Below are 18,191 nucleotides of genomic sequence, written 5' to 3' on the forward strand. Positions count from 1 at the left end.
GTGGCGGCAAGCGGTGAGCGACGCCACGATTACGAGTCTTCAGACGGCGCTGAAAAAGGTGAGTGACCCGACGACCTGATCGTCCTGGATGAGCGGTGCGGCGATCGCGTCGAACGTGCGCGGGCCCGCGGCGCAGCGGACACGCACCAGGCCGCGGGCCAGCCGGCCCGACTTCAGCGCCAGCAGGGGCGGCGTCTTGGCGACCTCCGCCGCGTCGAGCGCACCGCCGTCGGCGAAGTCGAGTAGCTGCAACACGCCGTCGAGCAGCGGCCGGTCGACGGCCGGCTCGGTCAGGCCCAGCAGGTCTTCGAGCGACGCGGACACCGCGACGACAAGACTCTGGTCGTCGATCACCAGGCTCGGCTCGGCCGCGTCCGCGACGGTGTCACCCCAACGGTCCAGAGTGGACTCAGCAGTGCGGCTGGAACGGGGATCCGAGATGGACAGCTCGACATGCGGCACAGCGCCTCCTCAGGCACCGGTGCTGCGGACGCGGACTCGCAGCGCACTCATCATCGCATCAGTCCGGGCGAGATTCCGCTTCCACGATTGCTCAATCCGCACGGGCGCATCACCCCGCAGAGGCTACTCCCCGTGACCCCACTTGTCAGTGCCCACCTGTTCGCCGTCGCGGTGCCAGCGGTAGTCCTCGGCGAGGGCGTCGTAGTCGGCGGTGAACCAGGTCGCCGGGTGGGTCGCGAGGGCGAAGACCTTGTCGACGGTCTCGACGGCGAGCCGGTTGCCGCGGGCGTCGAGCACCCGAGGAAGCTCGTGGTACGCCGTGACGAGACAGCCTTTCGGCACCCCGTAGAAGCTGATCTTCCCGCTGCCGGCGAACGCGAGCACGGGCATGACCGGGATCGAGACGCCGGCGCTGCGGGAGAGCGCCTCGGCGGCGGCACGGGCCTCGCCGCGGGCCTCTTCGACGTACTTGGGGCGCTTGCCGTCGATCTGCACCACGTCACCGGCGAACGAGACCCGGCTGCGGCCGTGGTCCTTGACCGTGACGGCGAAGACCCCGCCCGGGCCCACCGCCAGGAAGCTGTCGTGCTGGTGGCCGCTCAGCTCACGCAGGTCGAGGACGTGCCAGTCGTCGCCGAGGTGCCCGATCAGGTTGCCGATGCGCCGGTAGAGCCGACTGTGCGCCGCCTCCTCGCGTCGGACGACGCGCTCCGCCCGGCGGGAACGAACCCAGGTCATGGGGGAAGGTCGGCCCGCATCGACGGTGATGCGTTCGTCGAACCCTTCGGGTTGCGCATCTTGACCGCTGCGATACAGCATCTCGGTCATCTCTCGCACACCTCCGATGTCGCCGCTTCGGTTGCGTGTGTGTCCAGATACCGTACGTGTTTGCGGCGCGACACGGCAGCGCGGGACAGCGGAATGACACGGAATGACTGGGATGAATGCCACATTCAGGTACACCCATGAATTTGCACATGGTGCCCAATCGGCCTATATCGGGTCACCGATAGGCTGAATTCGTGAACCACCACGTCGACAGCGAGGTCGGCCGCCTCGGGACCGTGCTCCTGCACCGTCCCGGCGCCGAGCTGGCCCGGCTGACTCCGCGCAACAACGGCTCGCTGCTCTTCGACGGCATCCCGTGGGTCGGGCGGGCTCAGGAAGAGCATGACACGTTTGCCACCGCTCTGCGGGAGCACGGCGTCGAGGTGCTCTACGTCGCCGGTCTGCTGGCCGAGACCCTCGCGATCCCCGAGGCGAGGAGCGAGGTGACCGCGACGGTGCTCGCCGACTTCCGGCTCGGCGACACGCTGCGCCATCACGTCGCCCGGCACCTCGCCGACCTCGACCCGCCGACGCTGGCGACCACGTTGATCGCCGGTCTGTCACAGGCCGAGCTACGCACCGGCAGCGGTCTCGTGCACGCGCTCATGGATCGGGCGGAGTTCGTCATCGACCCGCTGCCCAACCTGCTGTTCACGCGCGACTCATCCGTCTGGATCGGCGACGAGGTGGCGGTGACGAGCCTGGCGATGCGCGCCCGGCGCCGGGAGACCACGCTGACGCATGCCATCTATCGGTACCATCCGCGGTTCGCCGGCACGCCGCTACTGTTCGAGCCGACGATGGAGCACCTGGAGGGCGGCGACGTGCTGCTGCTCGCCCCCGGTGTGGTCGCGGTCGGGGTCGGCGAGCGGACCCGGCCGTCCGGCGCGGAGCGGCTGGCCCGCCGCTGCTTCGAGCGCGGGCTGGCCCACACCGTGCTGGCGGTGCCGATCGCCCAGGAGCGGGCCACGATGCACCTCGACACCGTGTGCACGATGGTCGACGTCGACGCCGTGGTGATGTACCCGAACGTCGCCGACAGCCTCCAGGCGTGGACCGTGACGGCCGGCCCCGACCCCGAGGCGCCGCTGTCGGTCAGCGGCCCGGAACCGTTCATCGTCGCGGCCGCCAAGGCGATGCGGATCGACACGCTGCGGATCATCGACACCGGCCTCGACCCGGTCACCGCCGAGCGGGAGCAGTGGGACGACGGCAACAACACGCTCGCCGTCGCCCCGCGGCTGTGCGTCGCCTACGAGCGCAACGTGGAGACCAACGCGCAGTTGGAGCACAACGGCATCGAGGTCATCCGGATCCCCGGCTCCGAGCTGGGCTCGGGCCGGGGCGGTCCGCGATGCATGTCCGCACCGATCGCACGGGCGGGCCTCAGCGCAGCGGCTGGAGCCGCCCGATGAGGCCCTGCTTGCTGCGCCGCTCGGCGGCGGTCAGCGGCTCGGTGACGGCGAAGGCCTCGGCGTAGCGCTTGGCGAACCCGGCCACCGGCACCTCCCACTCCTCGGCCTCGACCTCCAGCGGCAGGTCCCACACCGGCGCCAGGAGGCCGTGTGCGCGGAACATCCCGGCGAACTTGGTCTGCTCGCCGAGGAGCAGACCACCGCCGGCCGCGAGGCGCGACAGGGCGTCGAGCGCGCGGTCCTCGTTGTCACCCAGCACGAGACGGACGTGCGAGCGGTCGGTCACCCGGCACCAGTACGTGGCCGGGGCGGCGGCCAGCTTGACGGTCGGAAAGATGCTCGCGTTCGCGCGCTCCAGCGACGCCCGGACGGCGGGGTCGTCGATCGCGTTCTCGTCGAGCCAGAATTCGAAGCCGGTGTGGACGGTGATGTCCAGCGGCGCGTTCTCGATGACGTCCTGGAGGCGGTCGCCGACGCCGGGCAGGGCGGGCACGGCGACGGACTGCCCGGGCGGGGTCTCGAGCGCACATTGGAGGGCCACGGCGAGGTCGCGGGAGATGTCGCCGGACTGGACGTGGCGCTGGAGGCCGATGAAGACCCGGCCGTCGGGCTTGGTCATGGCGGGCCAGGCCATCGGCAGGACCGTCGCGAGGGTCACGGGCCGGTCGCCGTAGCGCTCGACGTAGGCCGGCGACAGCTTCAACGGTGCCGCGGCGGCCGGCACCAGCTCCCTGAGGGCGATCCACTCCGGCTCGTCGGCCAGGCCCTCGAACGGGCGGCCGACGTAGACGTCACGGATCTTCTCGCGCTTCTCACCATTGCTGGCACGGCCACGGGGGGTTTTCGCACGCTTGCTCACGGCGGTCCAGCCTAGGCGGTCGTCCCGGACCGCGGGCGCACACCGGCCCTTCGGCGCGTCACTCACCCGGTCCGGCCGCCCGGAGGCAGGTGCCGGACCGGCCTCAGAGGGTCGCCCAGACGCACTGGCCCAGGCCGTCGCGCTCCACTCCCCAGCCCGTCGCCAGCGCCGCCACGATCGTCAAGCCACGGCCGTCGATCGCGTCCGGGCCGGCCACCCGTAGCTGCGGACCCGCCGGGGAGCCGCCGTCCGTCACACGGATCTCCAGCGTGCCGTCAGCGATCAGACGCCATGCCACCCGGATGACGTCGCCCGGAAGCGGGGCCGCGTGCCGTACCGCATTGCCGACCAGCTCCGCGGCGATCGCGATCGCGTCGTCCAGCCGGCCGGGTGCCATCAGGGCGTCGAGCTCGTCCGCGAGGCGGTGCCGGGCCAGGTGCGCACCGCGGGCGTGATGCGGCACAACCACGCACCAGGCGCGCTCCGCAACGGTTGTGGACACGCTCTTAAGCCTCCCCGTGGCCGTCGGCTCGGGGCAGTCGCACCTCGGCGACCGTCCCTCCCCCTTTGCGTGGTCGCAATGACACCCATCCATGTTGACGCTCGACGATCCTGCGCACCAGATACAGACCGAGACCCACCCCGCCACCGGTCCGCTGGTCGCCCGTCTCCAACTGCCAGAACCGCTCGAACGCCCGCTCGACGTGCTCCGGCCGGATGCCGGTCCCACGGTCGGCCACCCTGAACCAGACGGTCTGTGGATCCGCTCCGGCCGTCAGTTCGACTTCTACCCAATTCGGCGAGTACTTACCCGCATTGGTCACCAATTCGACCAGTACCGTCGCAAGACTCACCCGGTCGCCGTACGCCTTCGGCAGCGATCGCGGGAGCATGACCTTGAGCGACCGGCGCTGCTCGGCACTCAGCTCATCGACCGCCGCCGCCAGGGACTCGACGAGGTCGAACGGCATCAGCGTGGCGGAGTCGACGCCGGTGCCGTCGTCACCGGCCGCGCTGAGGAGGCGGTCGACCAGGCGGCTGAGCTGCCGGGCGCGCTGGCCCACGACGAAAATCGCCTCTCGGCGGGCGCCCTCGTCGAGGGACTCCCAGTGGTCGACGAGCGTGTCGGTGTATCCCCTGATGACCGTGATCGGCGTGCGCAGCTCGTGGCCGGTGAGCGCGATGAACAGGTCACGGCCGTCCGGCGGCTGCTCCGGGCGGGCGCGGAACGACACGGCCCGGTCGGTGCTGCCGGGCACCCTGGCCGCGCGGATCTCGATCCGGGTGCCGCACGACATCCGATGTTCGACGGTCTCGTCGGCGACCGGCAGCGGAAACGGCCAGGGCGCGCCGATCGCGGTCTCGGCCGGCCGGGCGGTCAGCAGCGCCGCCGCCGAGTTCCACGAACGCACCCGCTGCTCGGCGTCGATCAGCGCGAACGGGCCGACGGTCGGGTCGATCGCCGGGCCGTCGCGGTAGACGGGCAGGCCACGACCCAACCCGTACTGCAACGAGACGAACGAGGCGAGGAACCCGAGCGCGGCGCGCTGGTCCGTGTCGGCGGCGCCCTCCGCGTCGGGATAGGTCACGCCCAGCACACCGACCGCGGTGCCGCTCGCCGAGACCTCGGCCGCCATGATCCGGTGCAGGCCGCGGCTGTGAAGCTGGTGACCGCCGAGCGTGCCCATGAGGCTGCTCGGGAACTCACGGACGCGGGATCCGTACTGCAGCAGTCCGCGCAACGACGGGTGGAGCGGGTCGACCCGGCGGCCGAGGGCCCAGTCGAGGTCGCCCGCAACGGCGACGACCCGGCCGCTGTCATGCGCGTATTCGATGAACACGGCGCCCGTCGCACCGGTGGCGACCATGCTGACGTCGACGGTCCGCTGCAGCGCCGCCAGCCCTGCGCCGCCCGTGTTGAGCTGCTCAACGACCTCGGTCAGGGCACCGAAGACGGCGGAACCCTCGACCGGGGGACGAGCATCGACCATGGTTGGAGTTTGCCTCGCCGCAGCCTGCTTTGAAAGGTTGTCGACAAAAGTTGTTGAGACGTGAATCAGTCGCAGTTCACGTTCACGACGGCGGAATCCGTCGCCAGCGCCGGTCAGTCGCGGAGGCCCAGTTCGCGGAGGCGGTCGATGACGTACGCGGGCCGGTCGGAGATGATCCCGTCGGCCTTCAGCTTGACCACCAGATCAACCTCGTCGGGCTCGTTGACCGTCCAGACGTAGACCGGGAAGCCCCGCCGGTGGAGACGCTCGACCGTCTCGGGTGCGGCTCGCAGCAACTGCACGCCCGGGCCCGCGATGCTGCTGCCGGGTGGCATCCAGCCGATCCGGTTCGGCACCGACCACACGTCGATGAGCATGACGGTCGGCACGGTGGGTGCCTGTTGACGCACGCGGCGGATCGCGGTCGCCGAGAACGACATGACCGTCACCTGGAGGGCGCGCTCCGGATCCGAACGATCCAGCCCGTACCGCCGCAAAAGCTGCAGCAGGGCGAGCTCCACGGCACTGCCGTGCCGGGTCGGGTGCTTCGTCTCGATCAGCAGCCGCATCGGCCGGCCCGCGTCGGTGGCCACCCCGAGCAGCCGGTCGAGGGTCAGCACGCGGCCGCGCCATCGGTCGTCGACCAACTGCCGGTCGATGATGAGCTCGTCGGGTGAGTCCGGCAGGTCGGCCCGCCAGGAGCTGAAGTCGAAGCGGTCGAGCTCGGCCAGGGTCTGCACACTCACCCGGCCACGACCGTCACTCGTCCGGTCGATGCGGGAGTCGTGGAGGCAGACGAGGTGTCCGTCGCGGGTGAGGCGCACGTCGCACTCGAGGCCGTCGGCACCCTCCTCGATCGCCAGCAGGTAGGCGTCGAGGGTGTGCTCGGCATGTCGTCGCGACGATCCCCGGTGCGCGAACACCAATGGCCGCTCAGGCGACCCGAGGAGCACCGCCGTCCTCACTCACCATCGGCCGGCCGGCGGCGGCCCAATGCGCCATGCCACCGTCGAGGTTGATCGTGCGCTCCAGCCCGTTTTGCTGGAGGAACGCGACGACCTGAGCCGACCGGCCGCCGACCCGGCAGACCACGACCACGTCGCGGTCGGCGGGGATCTCGTCGATCCGGATCGGGATCTGCATCATCGGCAGGTGCATGGCCTCCGGCGCGTGACCGGCGGCCCACTCGTCGTCCTCGCGGACGTCGAGGATGAAGGCATCCTCGGTGACGTCGTTGATCGAGACGGTCGGAACTGAAGGTCCCCTGAACACTTCGCCAGGCTACATGTGGTTGACCCAGGTCGGGTTCTCGACCGCCCACGAGTCCAACTGGTCATCACGCATGGCCGCGTAGAGCGACTCGGCTTCCGGCAGGGCGACCACGTAGGAGATGCCGCCGATGTCCTGCGGCTCGGAGGGCACCTGGAGACCGATCAGGTTGTTGGGGCTGACCTTGCGCAGGCCGAACATCAGGTCGGCGAGCGAAACGCCGTTGGTGTCGACGGTGAGCGCCTGGCCGATCACCCGGATGAACTTGTCCAGGGCGATCGGGTTGGTGGTCAGATCCTTCTGCTGCGCCTTGTCCAGCAGCGCCCGGATGAACTTCTGCTGGTTCTTCTGGCGGTCGTAGTCGCCGTTGGCCAGGCTCTTGCGCTGCCGGACCAGGTCGAGCGCCTGCCAGGACTCCAGGTGGTGGCAGCCGGCCTCGTAGACGGCCGGGCGGCCGCCCTTGGTCGGGTCCTTGTAGTTGCCGTTCTCGTCGTAGCCGAGGTGGATCGAGGTGACCTTCTGGTCGATGCACATGTCGACGCCGCCGAGCAGGTCGACGGCGGCCTTGAAGCCGTCGAAGTTGACGATCGCGGCACCGTCGAAGCGGATGCCGAGCACGCCGGTCAACGTCTCGGCGAGGAGTTGGACGCCGCCCTGGCCGCCGCCGCCGTACTGGAACGCGCCATTGATCTTCTCATGCGCGGCGCCGTCGAAGCCGGTCGCCGGGAACGCGGGAATGCGCACCCGCAGATCGCGCGGGATGGACAGCAGGTAGGCGCGGTCCAGGCTGGACGGGATGTGCACGATGATGATCGAGTCGGAGCGCTGCCCGTCCTCGGGGTCGAGGGCGCGCTGGTCCGAGCCGAGCAGCAGGAAGTTGAGCGGGCCCCTGATGTCGCGGTGCTTCGCGGCGGCCTCCCCGCCGCCGACGCGGGAGTTCTCGCCGAGGAGCGTCTGCTGGTTGACGCTGCCGCTGTATCGGCTGGCGAGCACCCGGGTGGCCGTGATCGCGATGCCGGCGAGCACAACGAGGATGACGCCGAAGACGATGAACGACTTGGCCCAGATCGGATCGCGGCCGGGAAGTTTCACCGGCGCGGGTCTCATCTCCGGGGTGGCCGGTGCAGCGTCGGCCTCGGTCGGTTGTGCGGTTTCGTCTCCGACGACCTTTTTGGTCGTTTCCGCCGCCCGAGTGTCGCCACCGTCACCGCTGGACGCCTGGTCCTGTCGCATCCGCATGCCCCCGAGCCGGCCGCCCGCACAATAGCGGGAATCAATCCGAGTCTACGTTCGCGGCGGAAAGAATGCGCACCAGAGCCACTGCGCAAGATCGTTCAGGAACCGCGGAACAGGCGATTTTTACTCGCCGGAGTGCCGCCTCGGCAATGAGATCTATACGACAGCCCGGGCATGCAACCCCGACGCGGAGGAGACATGCCCGGGATTGCCGGAATTATCACTTCGCCTTGGTGGTAGCTCCGGTTGACGGCTGGCTCGACCCCTTCGGCTTCGGCGCGTTCGTGACCGCCCATTCGGCCATCTTGTCGGTGCGCATCGCGGTGTAGAGGGCGGTCGCCTTCTCCTTGTTCGGCACCACGACGTCCTCGCCGTTGACCCTCTTGCTGCCGTCGTGCGGGCTGACGAGGAACGTCAGGTCGTCGCTGCGGAGGTTGCGGAACTGCAGCGCCATGTCGGCGAGCGAGAAGTCCTTGTCGACGGTCATCGCCTTGGTGACGGCCTTCAGGAAGGCGTTGAGCTTGCCGGGGTTGGTCACCGTCCCGGAGCTGACCGCCTTGTCCAAGATCGCCTTCATCATCTCCTGCTGGTGCCGCATACGGGCGAAGTCACCGTCGGGGAACTGGTACCGCTGCCGCGCGTAGTCGAGGGCCTCGTCGCCGTTGAAGTGGTTCATGCCCTTCTTGAACTGCCGCTTCGGCGGGTGGACCGAGGTGATGTCCCGCTCCACGTTCATGTCGATACCGCCGAGCGCGTCGATCACCTGCTTGAAGCCGGCGAAGTCGATGAGCAGCACGTGGTCCATCCGGACCTGCGTGTACTCCTCGATCGTCTGCACGGTGAGCGGCGTGCCACCCCACGAGAAGGACGCGTTGAGCTTGGCCATCGTGTCGCCGTACTGCGGGTTGGCCTTGCTCTTGGGGACGTGGACGTAGAGGTCACGCGGCATGGAGACCAGGTAGGCCTTGTCGTGGCCCGCGGGGATGTGCAGCACGATCATCGTGTCGGTGCGCCACTCGCCCGCCTTGCCCTTGCTGTCGGGGTCGCGGGAGTCGCTGCCGAGCAGCAGGATGTTCAGCGCGCCGTCGGCCACCTTCGCCGGACGGCCGCCGGTGATATCCGAGAACGGGTCCTCGCGCTGCAGGCCGGAGTCGACGTGCTTGTAGTAGATGAACCCACCGAGGCCGGCGAGCAGGGCAAGGACGACGATCGCGCCGCCGGCGACCAGGGCGATGCGGCCCCAGCGGGGGCGGATCCTCTTCTTGCCGGAGAATTCGTGGCCGCGTCGCGGCGGCAGGCCCGCGCCGCCACGACCCGAGGACGAACGGCCGTAGACGCCCGGCGCAGACGGACTGGTCGGGGCTGCGGCCGACACACGGGCGCGCGCACCTGACGTCGGTGCGAGCGAGCCGGGCACTCGAGCGCGTCCCGAGGAGGGGCCGTTGGAGGCAGGCGTGGTGGGCATGAAACCACCATACGAACCAGCCGTCGCACCGCCACGCAACCGCGGCTGGCGCGGCACGATCCGGGGAGAGTCACCGGGCCTTGAAATACGCTACCGTGCGTGCGAGCCCTTCCTCGGGACCGACCAACGGCTCATATCCGAGCAGCTCACGGGCCTTTGTAAGGTCGGGACGCCGACGCTCGGGGTCGTCGGCCGTGCGCGCGATGAGTGCCACCCGAGAGGTGCTGTCGGAAAGGCGCACGATCGTGTTCGCCAGCTCGAGCATGGTCATCTCGTGCTCGGTGCCGCAGTTGATCGGGCCGGTGGCCGTCGAATCGAGGAGCAGCAGGATGCCCCGGACGAGATCGGACACGTAGCAGATCGACCGTGTCTGGGTGCCCGAGCCGTGGACGGTGATCGGCTCGCCACGCAGCGCCTGGGTGATGAACGTCGGGATCGCCCGGCCGTCGTCGGGGCGCATGCGCTCGCCATAGGTGTTGAAGATCCGCACGATGCCCACGTCGGCGCCGCGGCCACGGTGGTAGCCCATCGTGGCGGCCTCGGAGAAGCGCTTGGCCTCGTCGTAGACGCTGCGGATGCCGATCGGGTTGACGTTGCCCCAGTAGGTCTCCGGCTGCGGATGGACCAGCGGGTCACCATAGGCCTCCGAGGTGGACGCCAGGATGAACCGGGCGCCGTCGGCGACGGCCCGCTCCAGCAACTGGAGGGTCGCGAGCGAACCCACCCGCAGGATCTCCACGGGGAGCTGCTCGAAGTCGGTCGGGCTGGCCGGCGACGCGAAGTGCATGATCGCGTCGAACCGCGCGCTCAGCGGCTCGACGGGCGGCAGCGGCTCGCTGACGTCCGCCTCGACGAGCGTGAATCGAGGGTGGTCGACCAGGCGTGCGACATTGTCCTTACTGCCGGTGATGAAATTGTCGACCGCCACCACGTGCGCGCCGCGCTCGATCAGGGCATCGGCGAGGTGAGACCCGACAAATCCGGCTCCACCGGTGAGCAGAATCCGGTGCCCCTCGCCGTAACGCTGCGCAACGACCATGAGCAACAGCCTAACGCCTGCCGGGGACCGGCCCCGCGCGCCGACCCCGCCGATGGTGTTGATCTTGCAGTTGTGGTGCCTTGACACTCCCAACTTGTCCGGGTTTGTCGGCACCACAACTGCAAGATCAACGCCGAAATGGGGGGTTAGTGTGCGCCGGCGCCGGTCATTGAACGGGCTTCCAGTTCCGCGAACTTGTCCGGGTCGCGCTCCTTGCTGGTGAGTGCGCCGATCGCGGCGAAGATGAACCCGATCGGGATCGAGATCAGACCCGGGTTCTCCAGCGGGATCGGCGCCGCCGTGGTGCAGCTAAACAGCGCCGTCGCGTTGGAGACCGCCTTCGACTCCTTCGCCACGCCGCAGGTCTTCGCCTGCGCTGCGGTGAGCGTCGCCGGGGTGCGCGCGTCGCTGACGCCGCCCCAGGCGATCGGGCTCAACAGCACCACGCCGACCGCGGACAGCAGACCGGCGTAGATGCCCCAGGTCGCGCCCCGGGTGTTGAACCGCTTCCAGAAGAGCGAGAACAGGATCGCCGGCAGGTTGGCCGACGCGGCGATCGCGAACGCCAGCGCGACGAGGAAGGCCACGTTGAGGTTGCGGGCGAAGACGCCGAGGACGATCGCCACCGCGCCGATGACGAACGCGGCGTACCGGGCGACGACGACCTCCTGCCGCTCGGTCGTCTGGCCGCGCTTGACCACGTTGGCGTAGAGGTCGTGTGCCAGCGAGGAGGACGACGCCAGGGTGAGGCCGGCGACGACCGCCAGGATGGTGGCGAAGGCGACGGCGGCGATGACCGCCAGGAGCAGCGATCCGCCGAAGTCGCCGCCGAGGTAGCGCTTCCCGAGCGCTTCGGCGAGCTGTGGTGCCGCCGTGTTGCCGCCTGGGTCCTGGGCCAGGATGGCCTGCCGGCCGACCAGCGCCGCGGCGCCGAAGCCCAGGGCCAGGGTCATCAGGTAGAAGACGCCGATGATGCCGATCGCCCAGACCACGCTCTTCCGGGCCGCCTTGGCGTTCGGCACCGTGTAGAAGCGGATCAGGATGTGCGGCAGGCCGGCGGTGCCGAGCACCAGGGCGAGACCGAGCGAGATCAGGTCGAGCTTGCTCGCCAGTGTCGCGGCGGCATTGCCGGCGAACTCACGGCCGTAGCGCAGGCCGGGCTCGAGGAACGCCTCGGGCGGGGTGCGGCCGGACTTGGCGGCCGCCTCGCCGAGCAGGGACGACAGGTTGAACTTGAAGGCGGCGAACACCAGCAGCGTCAGGAGCAGCGCGCCGATCATCAGCATGAACGCCTTGACGATCTGGACGTAGGTCGTGCCCTTCATGCCACCGACCGTCACGTACACGATCATCAGCACGCCGATGAGAGCGATCGTCACGATCTTCGCGGTCTCGGCGCTCATCCCGAGGAACGTGTCCCCGGCCTTGATGCCGAGCAACAGTGCCACCAGAGCGCCGGCGCCGACCATCTGGGCGAGCAGGTAGAAGATCGAGACCACGATCGTGGAGATGGATCCGGCGGTACGGACGGGTGCCTGCCGCATGCGGAAGGCGAGCACGTCGGCCATGGTGTAGCGGCCGGAGTTGCGCATCAGCTCGGCCACCAGCAACAGGGCCACCAGCCAGGCGACCAGGAAGCCGATGGAGTACAGGAAGCCGTCGTAGCCGTTGAGCGCGATGAGGCCGGCGATGCCGAGGAAGCTCGCCGCCGACATGTAGTCGCCGCCGATCGCCATGCCGTTCTGGAAGCCGGTGAACGACCGGCCGCCGGCGTAGAAGTCGGCCGCGCTGCGCGTCTGGCGGCTGGCCCAGACGGTGATCCCGAGCGTGACCGCGACCAGCACGACAAAGAGCGTCAGCGTCAGCGTGCGGGTCGTGGTCGCGGACACCGCGAGGTAGGTCTCGCTCACTGCTCGCCTCCCTCGATCTTCACGCGCAGGTCGTCGGCGAGCGGGTCGATCTTGCGGTCGGCGTACCGCGCGTACAGCCAGGCGATCAGGAACGTCGACACGAACTGCAACAGCCCGAAGATCAGCGCGATGTTGACGTGACCGACGACCTTCGTGCTCATGAAGCCACGGGCGTAGGCGGACAGCAGGACGTACAGCGCGTACCAGACGAGGAACGCGGCGGACACGGGGAACACGAACCGCCGCAGGGCGCGGCGCAGTGCGTCGAACTCCGGTGTGCGGGCCACCGCGACGTATCGGTTCTCGTCGGTGCCCGCGGGCACCGGTGTCTCGGTGCTCATGGGGGGATCACCACCTGCCGGTTGGGGTGTAAGTACGCGCACGGTAGGGACCCGGCAGGCAGCGGTGAAGATCTCCGCCTGGCAGGGGTCCGGCGGTGCGCCCAGCGGCAGGATGGGTGCGCCCGGTGACACCCGTCACACCGCTTACCGGCGATACCTCCCCCGCTCGTGGATGAGCGGCGCGCCCGCCTCTTCGATATCGATGTGCTCGATCGTCCCCTCGACGAGCAGCGACCAGCCGAGCGGCCGCGCACCGTCGAACCGGCAGCCGGCCCACGTCCGGCCCGGCTGCACCGGCCCCCAGTCGGTCTGCCGCCAGTCACCGGTGGCGAACAGGCCGCCCGGTGCGGGCATGAGCCCGGCGAACCGGTCGGCGAGCTGCTGGTCGTCGGCGCCCAGCAGGGTGACGGCGAACCGCCCGCCGCGCTCCAGCACCGGCCAGAGGTCGCTCTCGTCGTCGACCAGCCCCACCACGCGGCCCGGGTCGCCGTCGACGACAAGCGTCGATGACACGGTGAGTCCGACGCTGGGGTTCGCCGTCCACAGCGTGACGGCGGCGGGCAGCCGGCCGCGCAGGCGCCGCACCGGCGAGCGCTGGTCCTCCGGGGTGGCGAACGGATCCGAGGCGTGGATGTTCACCGCACCATTGTCGGACATGACCGGTGTGTACGGACCGGCCTACGCCTTCTTCGGCGTAACCGCCACCAGCACCTCCGGCGCGCGGCGCTCCAGCAGGTGCCCGGCGACCCGGGTGCCGACCCACGCCAGCGCGAAGCCCCAGATCAGGCCCGCCGGCAGGATGAGCCAGCTCAGGGCGGCGGGCAGCAGCGCGAACGCGACGGTCAGCGGCGCCGTGAGCACCCACGTGACGATCATGCTGACCAACGAGAGCAGGCTCTTGACGCTGCCCCGGCCGGTGTTCATCGCGAACGGGTTGTTCGTGTCCGGCATCGGATACGGCGCGATCACCGACATGATGCCCGCGGCGCCGACGGAGATGCCGAACGCGCACAGGCCGACGCCGAGCGCCGCCGGTAGCTGCGCCGCGTGGCCGGTGAGCACCGAGACCACGACGGTGCCCCCGGCGAGCAGCGGGAAGGTGAGGATGCCGACGCCGAGCGCGCGGGCGGCCAGCTCGACCTGGCCCGGCACGTTGGTAAGCATGTGCAGCGCATAGGCGGTGCCGTCGTTGCCGAACTGGTTGACCAGCACCAGCCCGACGAACGCACCGGCGAAGAGCAGCGAGTAGACCAGCGCGTTGTCGCTGAGCCCGCCGGCGGTGCCCGCACCCGGCCCGGTCGCCGAGCCGCCGGCCCGGGTGCCGAACGTGAAGGCGAACGGGATGACGATCGACGCGGCCAGGAGGGAGATCAGGCTGGCGCGGCGGCGCGGGTCGCGCAGCCAGTACCGGATCTCGCGGGCCAACAGGCCGGCGAAGCGGCCGGTGGGCAGGAGCCGCACGACGCCGGGCAGGAACGTGTGCACCGGGCGGCCGGTCGGCGCGGCCTTCCGTGCCGCACCCGGGCCCGACGTGGTGCCGAGCATCGCCGACTCGATCGTCCGCAGCCACCACCACAGCAGCGCGGCCACCCCGGCCACGCCGATGAGCAGCCGGGCCGCCACGAGCGCCCAGTCGCCGTCGATGGCGTCGAGATAGGCGACGTACGGCGCGGCCAGCGGGGTCCAGGACAGGATCTCGGCGATGGTCGTGGCCTGCTTCGACTCGCCGTGCCGCACGATCGCGAACATAAGCTGGAACAGCGGGTTGCAGGAGATGCCGAGCAGGGCGATGAGCAGGGCGGCCAGGTCACGGACCCGGCGCGACCGCAGCATCCGGGCGAACGCGCTGGTCACCGCGCGGCTGGCGGCGACGCACAGGGCGAGGCCAACGAGCGAGCCGACCACTGCGACGGCCCCGGCGGCGATCCCGCCGTCGCCGATCGCGCCGATCAGCGAGCCGAGTGTGGCGAGGAACGTGACGACCGGCGGGATGCCGACGAACGCGGCTGCGAGCATGCCGAGCACCAGCGTGCGGCGGGGCACCGGCAGCAGTGCGAACCGGGCCGGGTCGAGCGTCTCGTCGACGCCGAAGAACAGCAGCGGGAGGAAGACCCAGGCGAGGACCACACCGGCGCCGGCCAGCGCGGCGACCACCCGGCGGAGGTCGCCGCCCGCGATGCTGCTGCCGGCGAACGCGGTGAAGCCGATGAACGCCATCCACAGGCCGAGCAGCGCGCCGAGGACGAACAGGATCAGCCGCGAGTGCCGGCCGAACCAGCGGGACTTCTGGTCGCCTCGGTGACGGCGGCCCGGACGGAGGCTGTTGCGCAGGATGCGCAGCTTGAGCCGGACGAAGTAGCTGACCTTGGGCCGGCCGGCGGCGACCGGAACGGCCGGCGCCTCGACCGGTGCGGTCCGCTGGGCGGGAATGTACGGTTCGGGCGGCGGTGGTGTCACAGCCACGAGAGCTCCGCGCCGGTCGCCACCCGGCCGCCGACGACGTCGACGAAGACGTCCTCCAGCTCGCGCCCGCCGCGGACCTCGTCGATCGTGCCGACGACCTTGATCTGGCCGTCGGCGAGGATCGCGATGTGCGTGCAGAGGCGCTCGACGACCTCCATGACGTGGCTGGAGAAGATCACCGTGCCGCCGTTGCGGACGTATCGGATCAGGATGTCGCGGATGAGCGCGCCGGAAACCGGATCGACCGCCTCGAACGGCTCGTCGAGCACCAGCAGGCGCGGAGCGTGCAGCATCGCGCAGGCCAGGCCGATCTTCTTCCTCATGCCGGCCGAGTAGTCGACGACCAGCGTGCGACCCGCGTCGGCGAGGCCCAGCACGTCGAGCAGCTCCGCCGCGCGGGTGTCGATCACGTCCTGCGGCAGGCCGCGGAGCAGGCCGGTGTACGCGAGCAGCTCACTGCCGGAGAGCCGGTCGAACATACGGGCCGAGTCGGGCAGCGCGCCGAGGCGCCGCTTGGCCTCCACCGGGTCGGACCAGACGTCGTGGCCGAGCACATAGGCGTGGCCGGCGTCCGGGCGCAGCAGGCCGACCGCCATGGACAGGGAGGTCGTCTTGCCGGCTCCGTTGGGACCGAGCAGGCCGAAGAACGATCCGGTCGGGACGTCGAGATCGACCCCGGCGACCGCGACCTTGTCCTCGAAACGCTTGGTGAGCCCCCGCAGCGCGAGGGCCGAATCCGGCTCCCGATCCGTCACAGTCCGACCGTAGGTCACACCCGCCACCCCCGCCACCCCCGCTACCCCCGCTACATGCGCAGCGCATCCGGCGCGTGCAGGCGAAGCATGATCGCTCCGACCCCGGAGGGCAAGCGGTGCCTGGTGAACAGCGACACCGAGATCATCACCAGGAACGCCAACGGCACCGACCACGCCGCGGGCTGGGTGGTGAGCACGCCGGCCCAGCCGTCCAGCGGCCCGCCGAGGACCGTGAGCAGTACCGCCGAGGCCGCCGCCCCGCCGCCGACGACGATGCCGGCCGCGGCGCCGACCGCGGTGAGCCCGCGCCACCAGATGCCGAGCACGAGCAGCGGGCAGAAGCTCGACGCGGCCACGGCGAACGCCAGCCCGACGACCTGCGAGACGTCGAGGCTCGCGACGAACAGGGCGAGCAGCAGCGGCACCACCCCGGCGACCAGCGCCGACCGGCGGAAGTCACGGACGGAGCCGTGGCCGAGGACGTCGGTGGACAGCACACCGGCGACGCTGGTGAGCAGCCCGGAGGAGGCGGAGAGGAAGGCGGCGAACGCACCGGCGGCGACCAGCGCACTGAGCAGTTGGCCGGTGATCCCGTTGCCGAGCGCGGCCGCGGGCAGCAGTAGGACGACGGCGTCGGTGTTGCCGGTCATGAGCAGTTGCGGGGTGTAGATGCGGCCGAGGACGCCGTAGAGGGTCGGGGTGAGGTAGAAGACGCCGACCATGCCGAGGACGACCATGGTGGTCCGCCGGGCGGCGGCGCCGTCGGGGTTGGTGTAGAAGCGGACCAGCACGTGCGGCAGGCCCATGGTGCCCAGGAAGGTGGCGAGGATCAGCGAGTAGGTGGCGAACAGTCCCTGCGAGTGGTCACCCGGCAGCAGCCACTCGGCGGGGCTGTCGCTCGACACCGCGGCGACCGTCGGGAGGGCGGCGTCGGCGGGGAAGGCAAGCGTCGCACCTTCGGCGATGACATGCTCACCCGGCGTGAGAGTGACGGGTCCGTCGATCTGCCGGTCGTCGAGTTTGCCGTGGATCGTCACCGCAGTCGGCTCGCCGACGGTGAGGGTGGTCGAGTCGTCGACGACGACGTTCGTCGCCGCCGGGAAGCGTGGGCCGTCCGGCGCGGTCAACGCGGGACGGCCGTCGGCCTGCCACTGCATGAGCAGGAAGACGAAGGGCACGGCGAGGGCGGTGAGCTTCAGCCAGTACTGGAACGCCTGGACGAACGTGATCGACCGCATGCCGCCGAGTGCGACGTTGAGCGTGACCACCACGCCGACGAGGAACGCGCCCAGCGCGTAGGGGGCGCCGGTGACCGTCTGCAGCGTGAGGCCGGCTCCCTGCAGTTGCGGCACCAGGTACAGCCAGCCGATGAACATGACGAACGCGGTGGCGAGCTTGCGCAGCCGCTTGGAGCGCAGGCGGACCTCGCAGAAGTCGGGCAGCGTGAAGGCGCCCGAGCGGCGTAGCGGGGCGGCGACGAACAGCAGCAGCGCCAGGTAGCCGGCGGCGAAGCCGACCGGATACCAGAGCACGTCGACGCCGTGCTTGAGCACCAGCCCGGCCACGCCGAGGAAGCTCGCCGCGGAGAGGTACTCGCCGCTGATCGCGGCGGCGTTCCAGCTCGGGCTCACCATGCGCGAGGCGACCAGGAAGTCCGACGTGGTACGGGCGAGCCGCAATCCGTAGATCCCGATGGCGACGGTGGTGAGGGTGACGGCGACGACGGCGGGCAGCGCGTACGAACTCATGGCTGCTGCTGTCCGCCCCGGTCCTCGACCAGGGCGACGAACTCCTGCTCGTTGCGCTCGGCGAGGTGCACATAGACGGCGCCGACCAGGCACAGGAACGGGTAGGCCAGCACGCCCAGCAGCAGCCACGGCAGCGAGACGCCGAAGAGGTGGGCGCGGGCGACCGCGGGCGCGGCCGCGAACAACAGCGGCAGCCCGCCGAGCCCCACCGCGACCACGGCGGCGAGCCGGACGGCGACCGCGAGCTGGGCCCGCACGAGGCCACGGGCGAGCGCGGCACCCACCGGGCTCTGCTCCTCGAGCTCCACGCGGGTCCGCGCCGGGTCGATGCGGGTGCGGGCGACGTCGCCGAGCACCACGCGGACACGCGGCCGGGGCGGATCCATGGTGCGCAGTCTCGCAACGCTCGC

At 70.3% G+C, this 18,191-nt stretch carries 18 protein-coding genes; 1 reads left to right on the forward strand and 17 read right to left on the reverse strand.

Annotated features, from left to right (window positions below):
• Nucleotides 1-39 precede the first annotated feature (39 nt).
• On the reverse strand, nucleotides 40-462 hold the full coding sequence (locus Drose_RS38005; protein WP_260726016.1) for a hypothetical protein: 423 nt from the start codon (nucleotides 460-462) through the stop codon (nucleotides 40-42).
• A 123-nt stretch (nucleotides 463-585) separates the two neighbouring features.
• Complete coding sequence (locus tag Drose_RS38010) at nucleotides 586-1,290, reverse strand: hypothetical protein (protein WP_260726017.1); 705 nt, start codon at nucleotides 1,288-1,290, stop codon at nucleotides 586-588.
• Nucleotides 1,291-1,484: 194 nt separating this feature from the next.
• Between Drose_RS38010 and Drose_RS38015 the strand changes: the two genes are divergently transcribed.
• On the forward strand, nucleotides 1,485-2,705 hold the full coding sequence (locus Drose_RS38015) for an arginine deiminase (protein WP_260726018.1): 1,221 nt from the start codon (nucleotides 1,485-1,487) through the stop codon (nucleotides 2,703-2,705).
• Here the strand turns inward: Drose_RS38015 and Drose_RS38020 are convergent.
• The 15 genes from Drose_RS38020 to Drose_RS38090 form a co-directional block, all read right to left on the reverse strand.
• A complete protein-coding gene (locus Drose_RS38020) occupies nucleotides 2,677-3,564 on the reverse strand; it encodes a DUF5926 family protein (protein ID WP_260726019.1) in 888 nt (295 codons plus the stop codon). The two genes, Drose_RS38015 and Drose_RS38020, sit on opposite strands and share 29 nt — an antisense overlap.
• Before the next feature lie 103 nt (nucleotides 3,565-3,667).
• Nucleotides 3,668-4,066 (reverse strand): ATP-binding protein, encoded by a 399-nt coding sequence (locus Drose_RS38025; protein ID WP_260726020.1) that lies wholly within the window; start codon nucleotides 4,064-4,066, stop codon nucleotides 3,668-3,670.
• Nucleotides 4,067-4,070: 4 nt separating this feature from the next.
• Entirely contained in the window at nucleotides 4,071-5,555 is a 1,485-nt protein-coding gene (locus Drose_RS38030) for a sensor histidine kinase (protein ID WP_260726021.1), read from the reverse strand.
• A 113-nt stretch (nucleotides 5,556-5,668) separates the two neighbouring features.
• On the reverse strand, nucleotides 5,669-6,478 hold the full coding sequence (locus tag Drose_RS38035; RefSeq protein ID WP_260726022.1) for a glycerophosphodiester phosphodiesterase: 810 nt from the start codon (nucleotides 6,476-6,478) through the stop codon (nucleotides 5,669-5,671).
• 10 nt (nucleotides 6,479-6,488) lie between these two features.
• Complete coding sequence (locus tag Drose_RS38040) at nucleotides 6,489-6,827, reverse strand: rhodanese-like domain-containing protein (RefSeq protein ID WP_260726023.1); 339 nt, start codon at nucleotides 6,825-6,827, stop codon at nucleotides 6,489-6,491.
• Between the two features lie 9 nt (nucleotides 6,828-6,836).
• Nucleotides 6,837-7,916, reverse strand: coding sequence for an LCP family protein (locus Drose_RS38045; RefSeq protein WP_260726024.1), 1,080 nt, complete (start codon nucleotides 7,914-7,916; stop codon nucleotides 6,837-6,839).
• Between the two features lie 364 nt (nucleotides 7,917-8,280).
• On the reverse strand, nucleotides 8,281-9,525 hold the full coding sequence (locus Drose_RS38050; RefSeq protein WP_390891284.1) for an LCP family protein: 1,245 nt from the start codon (nucleotides 9,523-9,525) through the stop codon (nucleotides 8,281-8,283).
• A 70-nt stretch (nucleotides 9,526-9,595) separates the two neighbouring features.
• Nucleotides 9,596-10,564, reverse strand: a complete 969-nt coding sequence (locus tag Drose_RS38055; RefSeq protein ID WP_260726026.1) for a UDP-glucuronic acid decarboxylase family protein — start codon at nucleotides 10,562-10,564, stop codon at nucleotides 9,596-9,598.
• Between the two features lie 146 nt (nucleotides 10,565-10,710).
• Nucleotides 10,711-12,474, reverse strand: coding sequence for a solute symporter family protein (locus Drose_RS38060; protein ID WP_260726027.1), 1,764 nt, complete (start codon nucleotides 12,472-12,474; stop codon nucleotides 10,711-10,713).
• On the reverse strand, nucleotides 12,471-12,815 hold the full coding sequence (locus Drose_RS38065) for a DUF485 domain-containing protein (RefSeq protein WP_260726028.1): 345 nt from the start codon (nucleotides 12,813-12,815) through the stop codon (nucleotides 12,471-12,473). Before Drose_RS38065 ends, Drose_RS38060 begins: the two co-directional genes overlap by 4 nt.
• A gap of 144 nt (nucleotides 12,816-12,959) precedes the next feature.
• Nucleotides 12,960-13,472 carry a flavin reductase family protein gene (locus tag Drose_RS38070; protein WP_260726029.1) on the reverse strand — a complete coding sequence of 171 codons (513 nt, stop codon included), beginning with the start codon at nucleotides 13,470-13,472 and terminating at the stop codon, nucleotides 12,960-12,962.
• Between the two features lie 21 nt (nucleotides 13,473-13,493).
• A complete protein-coding gene (locus Drose_RS38075) occupies nucleotides 13,494-15,278 on the reverse strand; it encodes an ABC transporter permease (protein WP_260726030.1) in 1,785 nt (594 codons plus the stop codon).
• Nucleotides 15,269-16,033 carry an ABC transporter ATP-binding protein gene (locus tag Drose_RS38080; RefSeq protein WP_260726031.1) on the reverse strand — a complete coding sequence of 255 codons (765 nt, stop codon included), beginning with the start codon at nucleotides 16,031-16,033 and terminating at the stop codon, nucleotides 15,269-15,271. The genes Drose_RS38075 and Drose_RS38080 overlap by 10 nt, the downstream gene beginning before the upstream one ends.
• A gap of 50 nt (nucleotides 16,034-16,083) precedes the next feature.
• Nucleotides 16,084-17,781: a sodium/solute symporter gene (locus Drose_RS38085; protein WP_260726032.1), complete on the reverse strand. Its 1,698-nt coding sequence runs from the start codon at nucleotides 17,779-17,781 to the stop codon at nucleotides 16,084-16,086.
• Nucleotides 17,778-18,167: a hypothetical protein gene (locus Drose_RS38090; RefSeq protein WP_260726033.1), complete on the reverse strand. Its 390-nt coding sequence runs from the start codon at nucleotides 18,165-18,167 to the stop codon at nucleotides 17,778-17,780. Before Drose_RS38090 ends, Drose_RS38085 begins: the two co-directional genes overlap by 4 nt.
• Nucleotides 18,168-18,191 lie beyond the last annotated feature (24 nt).

Origin of the sequence: Dactylosporangium roseum (genome assembly GCF_025264685.1) — a bacterium.
GTDB classification, from domain to species: domain Bacteria; phylum Actinomycetota; class Actinomycetes; order Mycobacteriales; family Micromonosporaceae; genus Dactylosporangium; species Dactylosporangium roseum.

What these genes read in the sequence shown, in the direction of transcription:
- Drose_RS38010 (WP_260726017.1), bottom strand. Translation starts at nt 1,290, where the DNA reads ATGACCGAGATGCTGTATCGCAGCGGTCAAGATGCGCAACCCGAAGGG.
- Drose_RS38050 (WP_390891284.1), bottom strand. Translation starts at nt 9,525, where the DNA reads ATGCCCACCACGCCTGCCTCCAACGGCCCCTCCTCGGGACGCGCTCGA.
- Drose_RS38055 (WP_260726026.1), bottom strand. Translation starts at nt 10,564, where the DNA reads ATGGTCGTTGCGCAGCGTTACGGCGAGGGGCACCGGATTCTGCTCACC.
- Drose_RS38030 (WP_260726021.1), bottom strand. Translation starts at nt 5,555, where the DNA reads ATGGTCGATGCTCGTCCCCCGGTCGAGGGTTCCGCCGTCTTCGGTGCC.
- Drose_RS38090 (WP_260726033.1), bottom strand. Translation starts at nt 18,167, where the DNA reads ATGGATCCGCCCCGGCCGCGTGTCCGCGTGGTGCTCGGCGACGTCGCC.
- Drose_RS38070 (WP_260726029.1), bottom strand. Translation starts at nt 13,472, where the DNA reads ATGTCCGACAATGGTGCGGTGAACATCCACGCCTCGGATCCGTTCGCC.
- Drose_RS38085 (WP_260726032.1), bottom strand. Translation starts at nt 17,781, where the DNA reads ATGAGTTCGTACGCGCTGCCCGCCGTCGTCGCCGTCACCCTCACCACC.
- Drose_RS38065 (WP_260726028.1), bottom strand. Translation starts at nt 12,815, where the DNA reads ATGAGCACCGAGACACCGGTGCCCGCGGGCACCGACGAGAACCGATAC.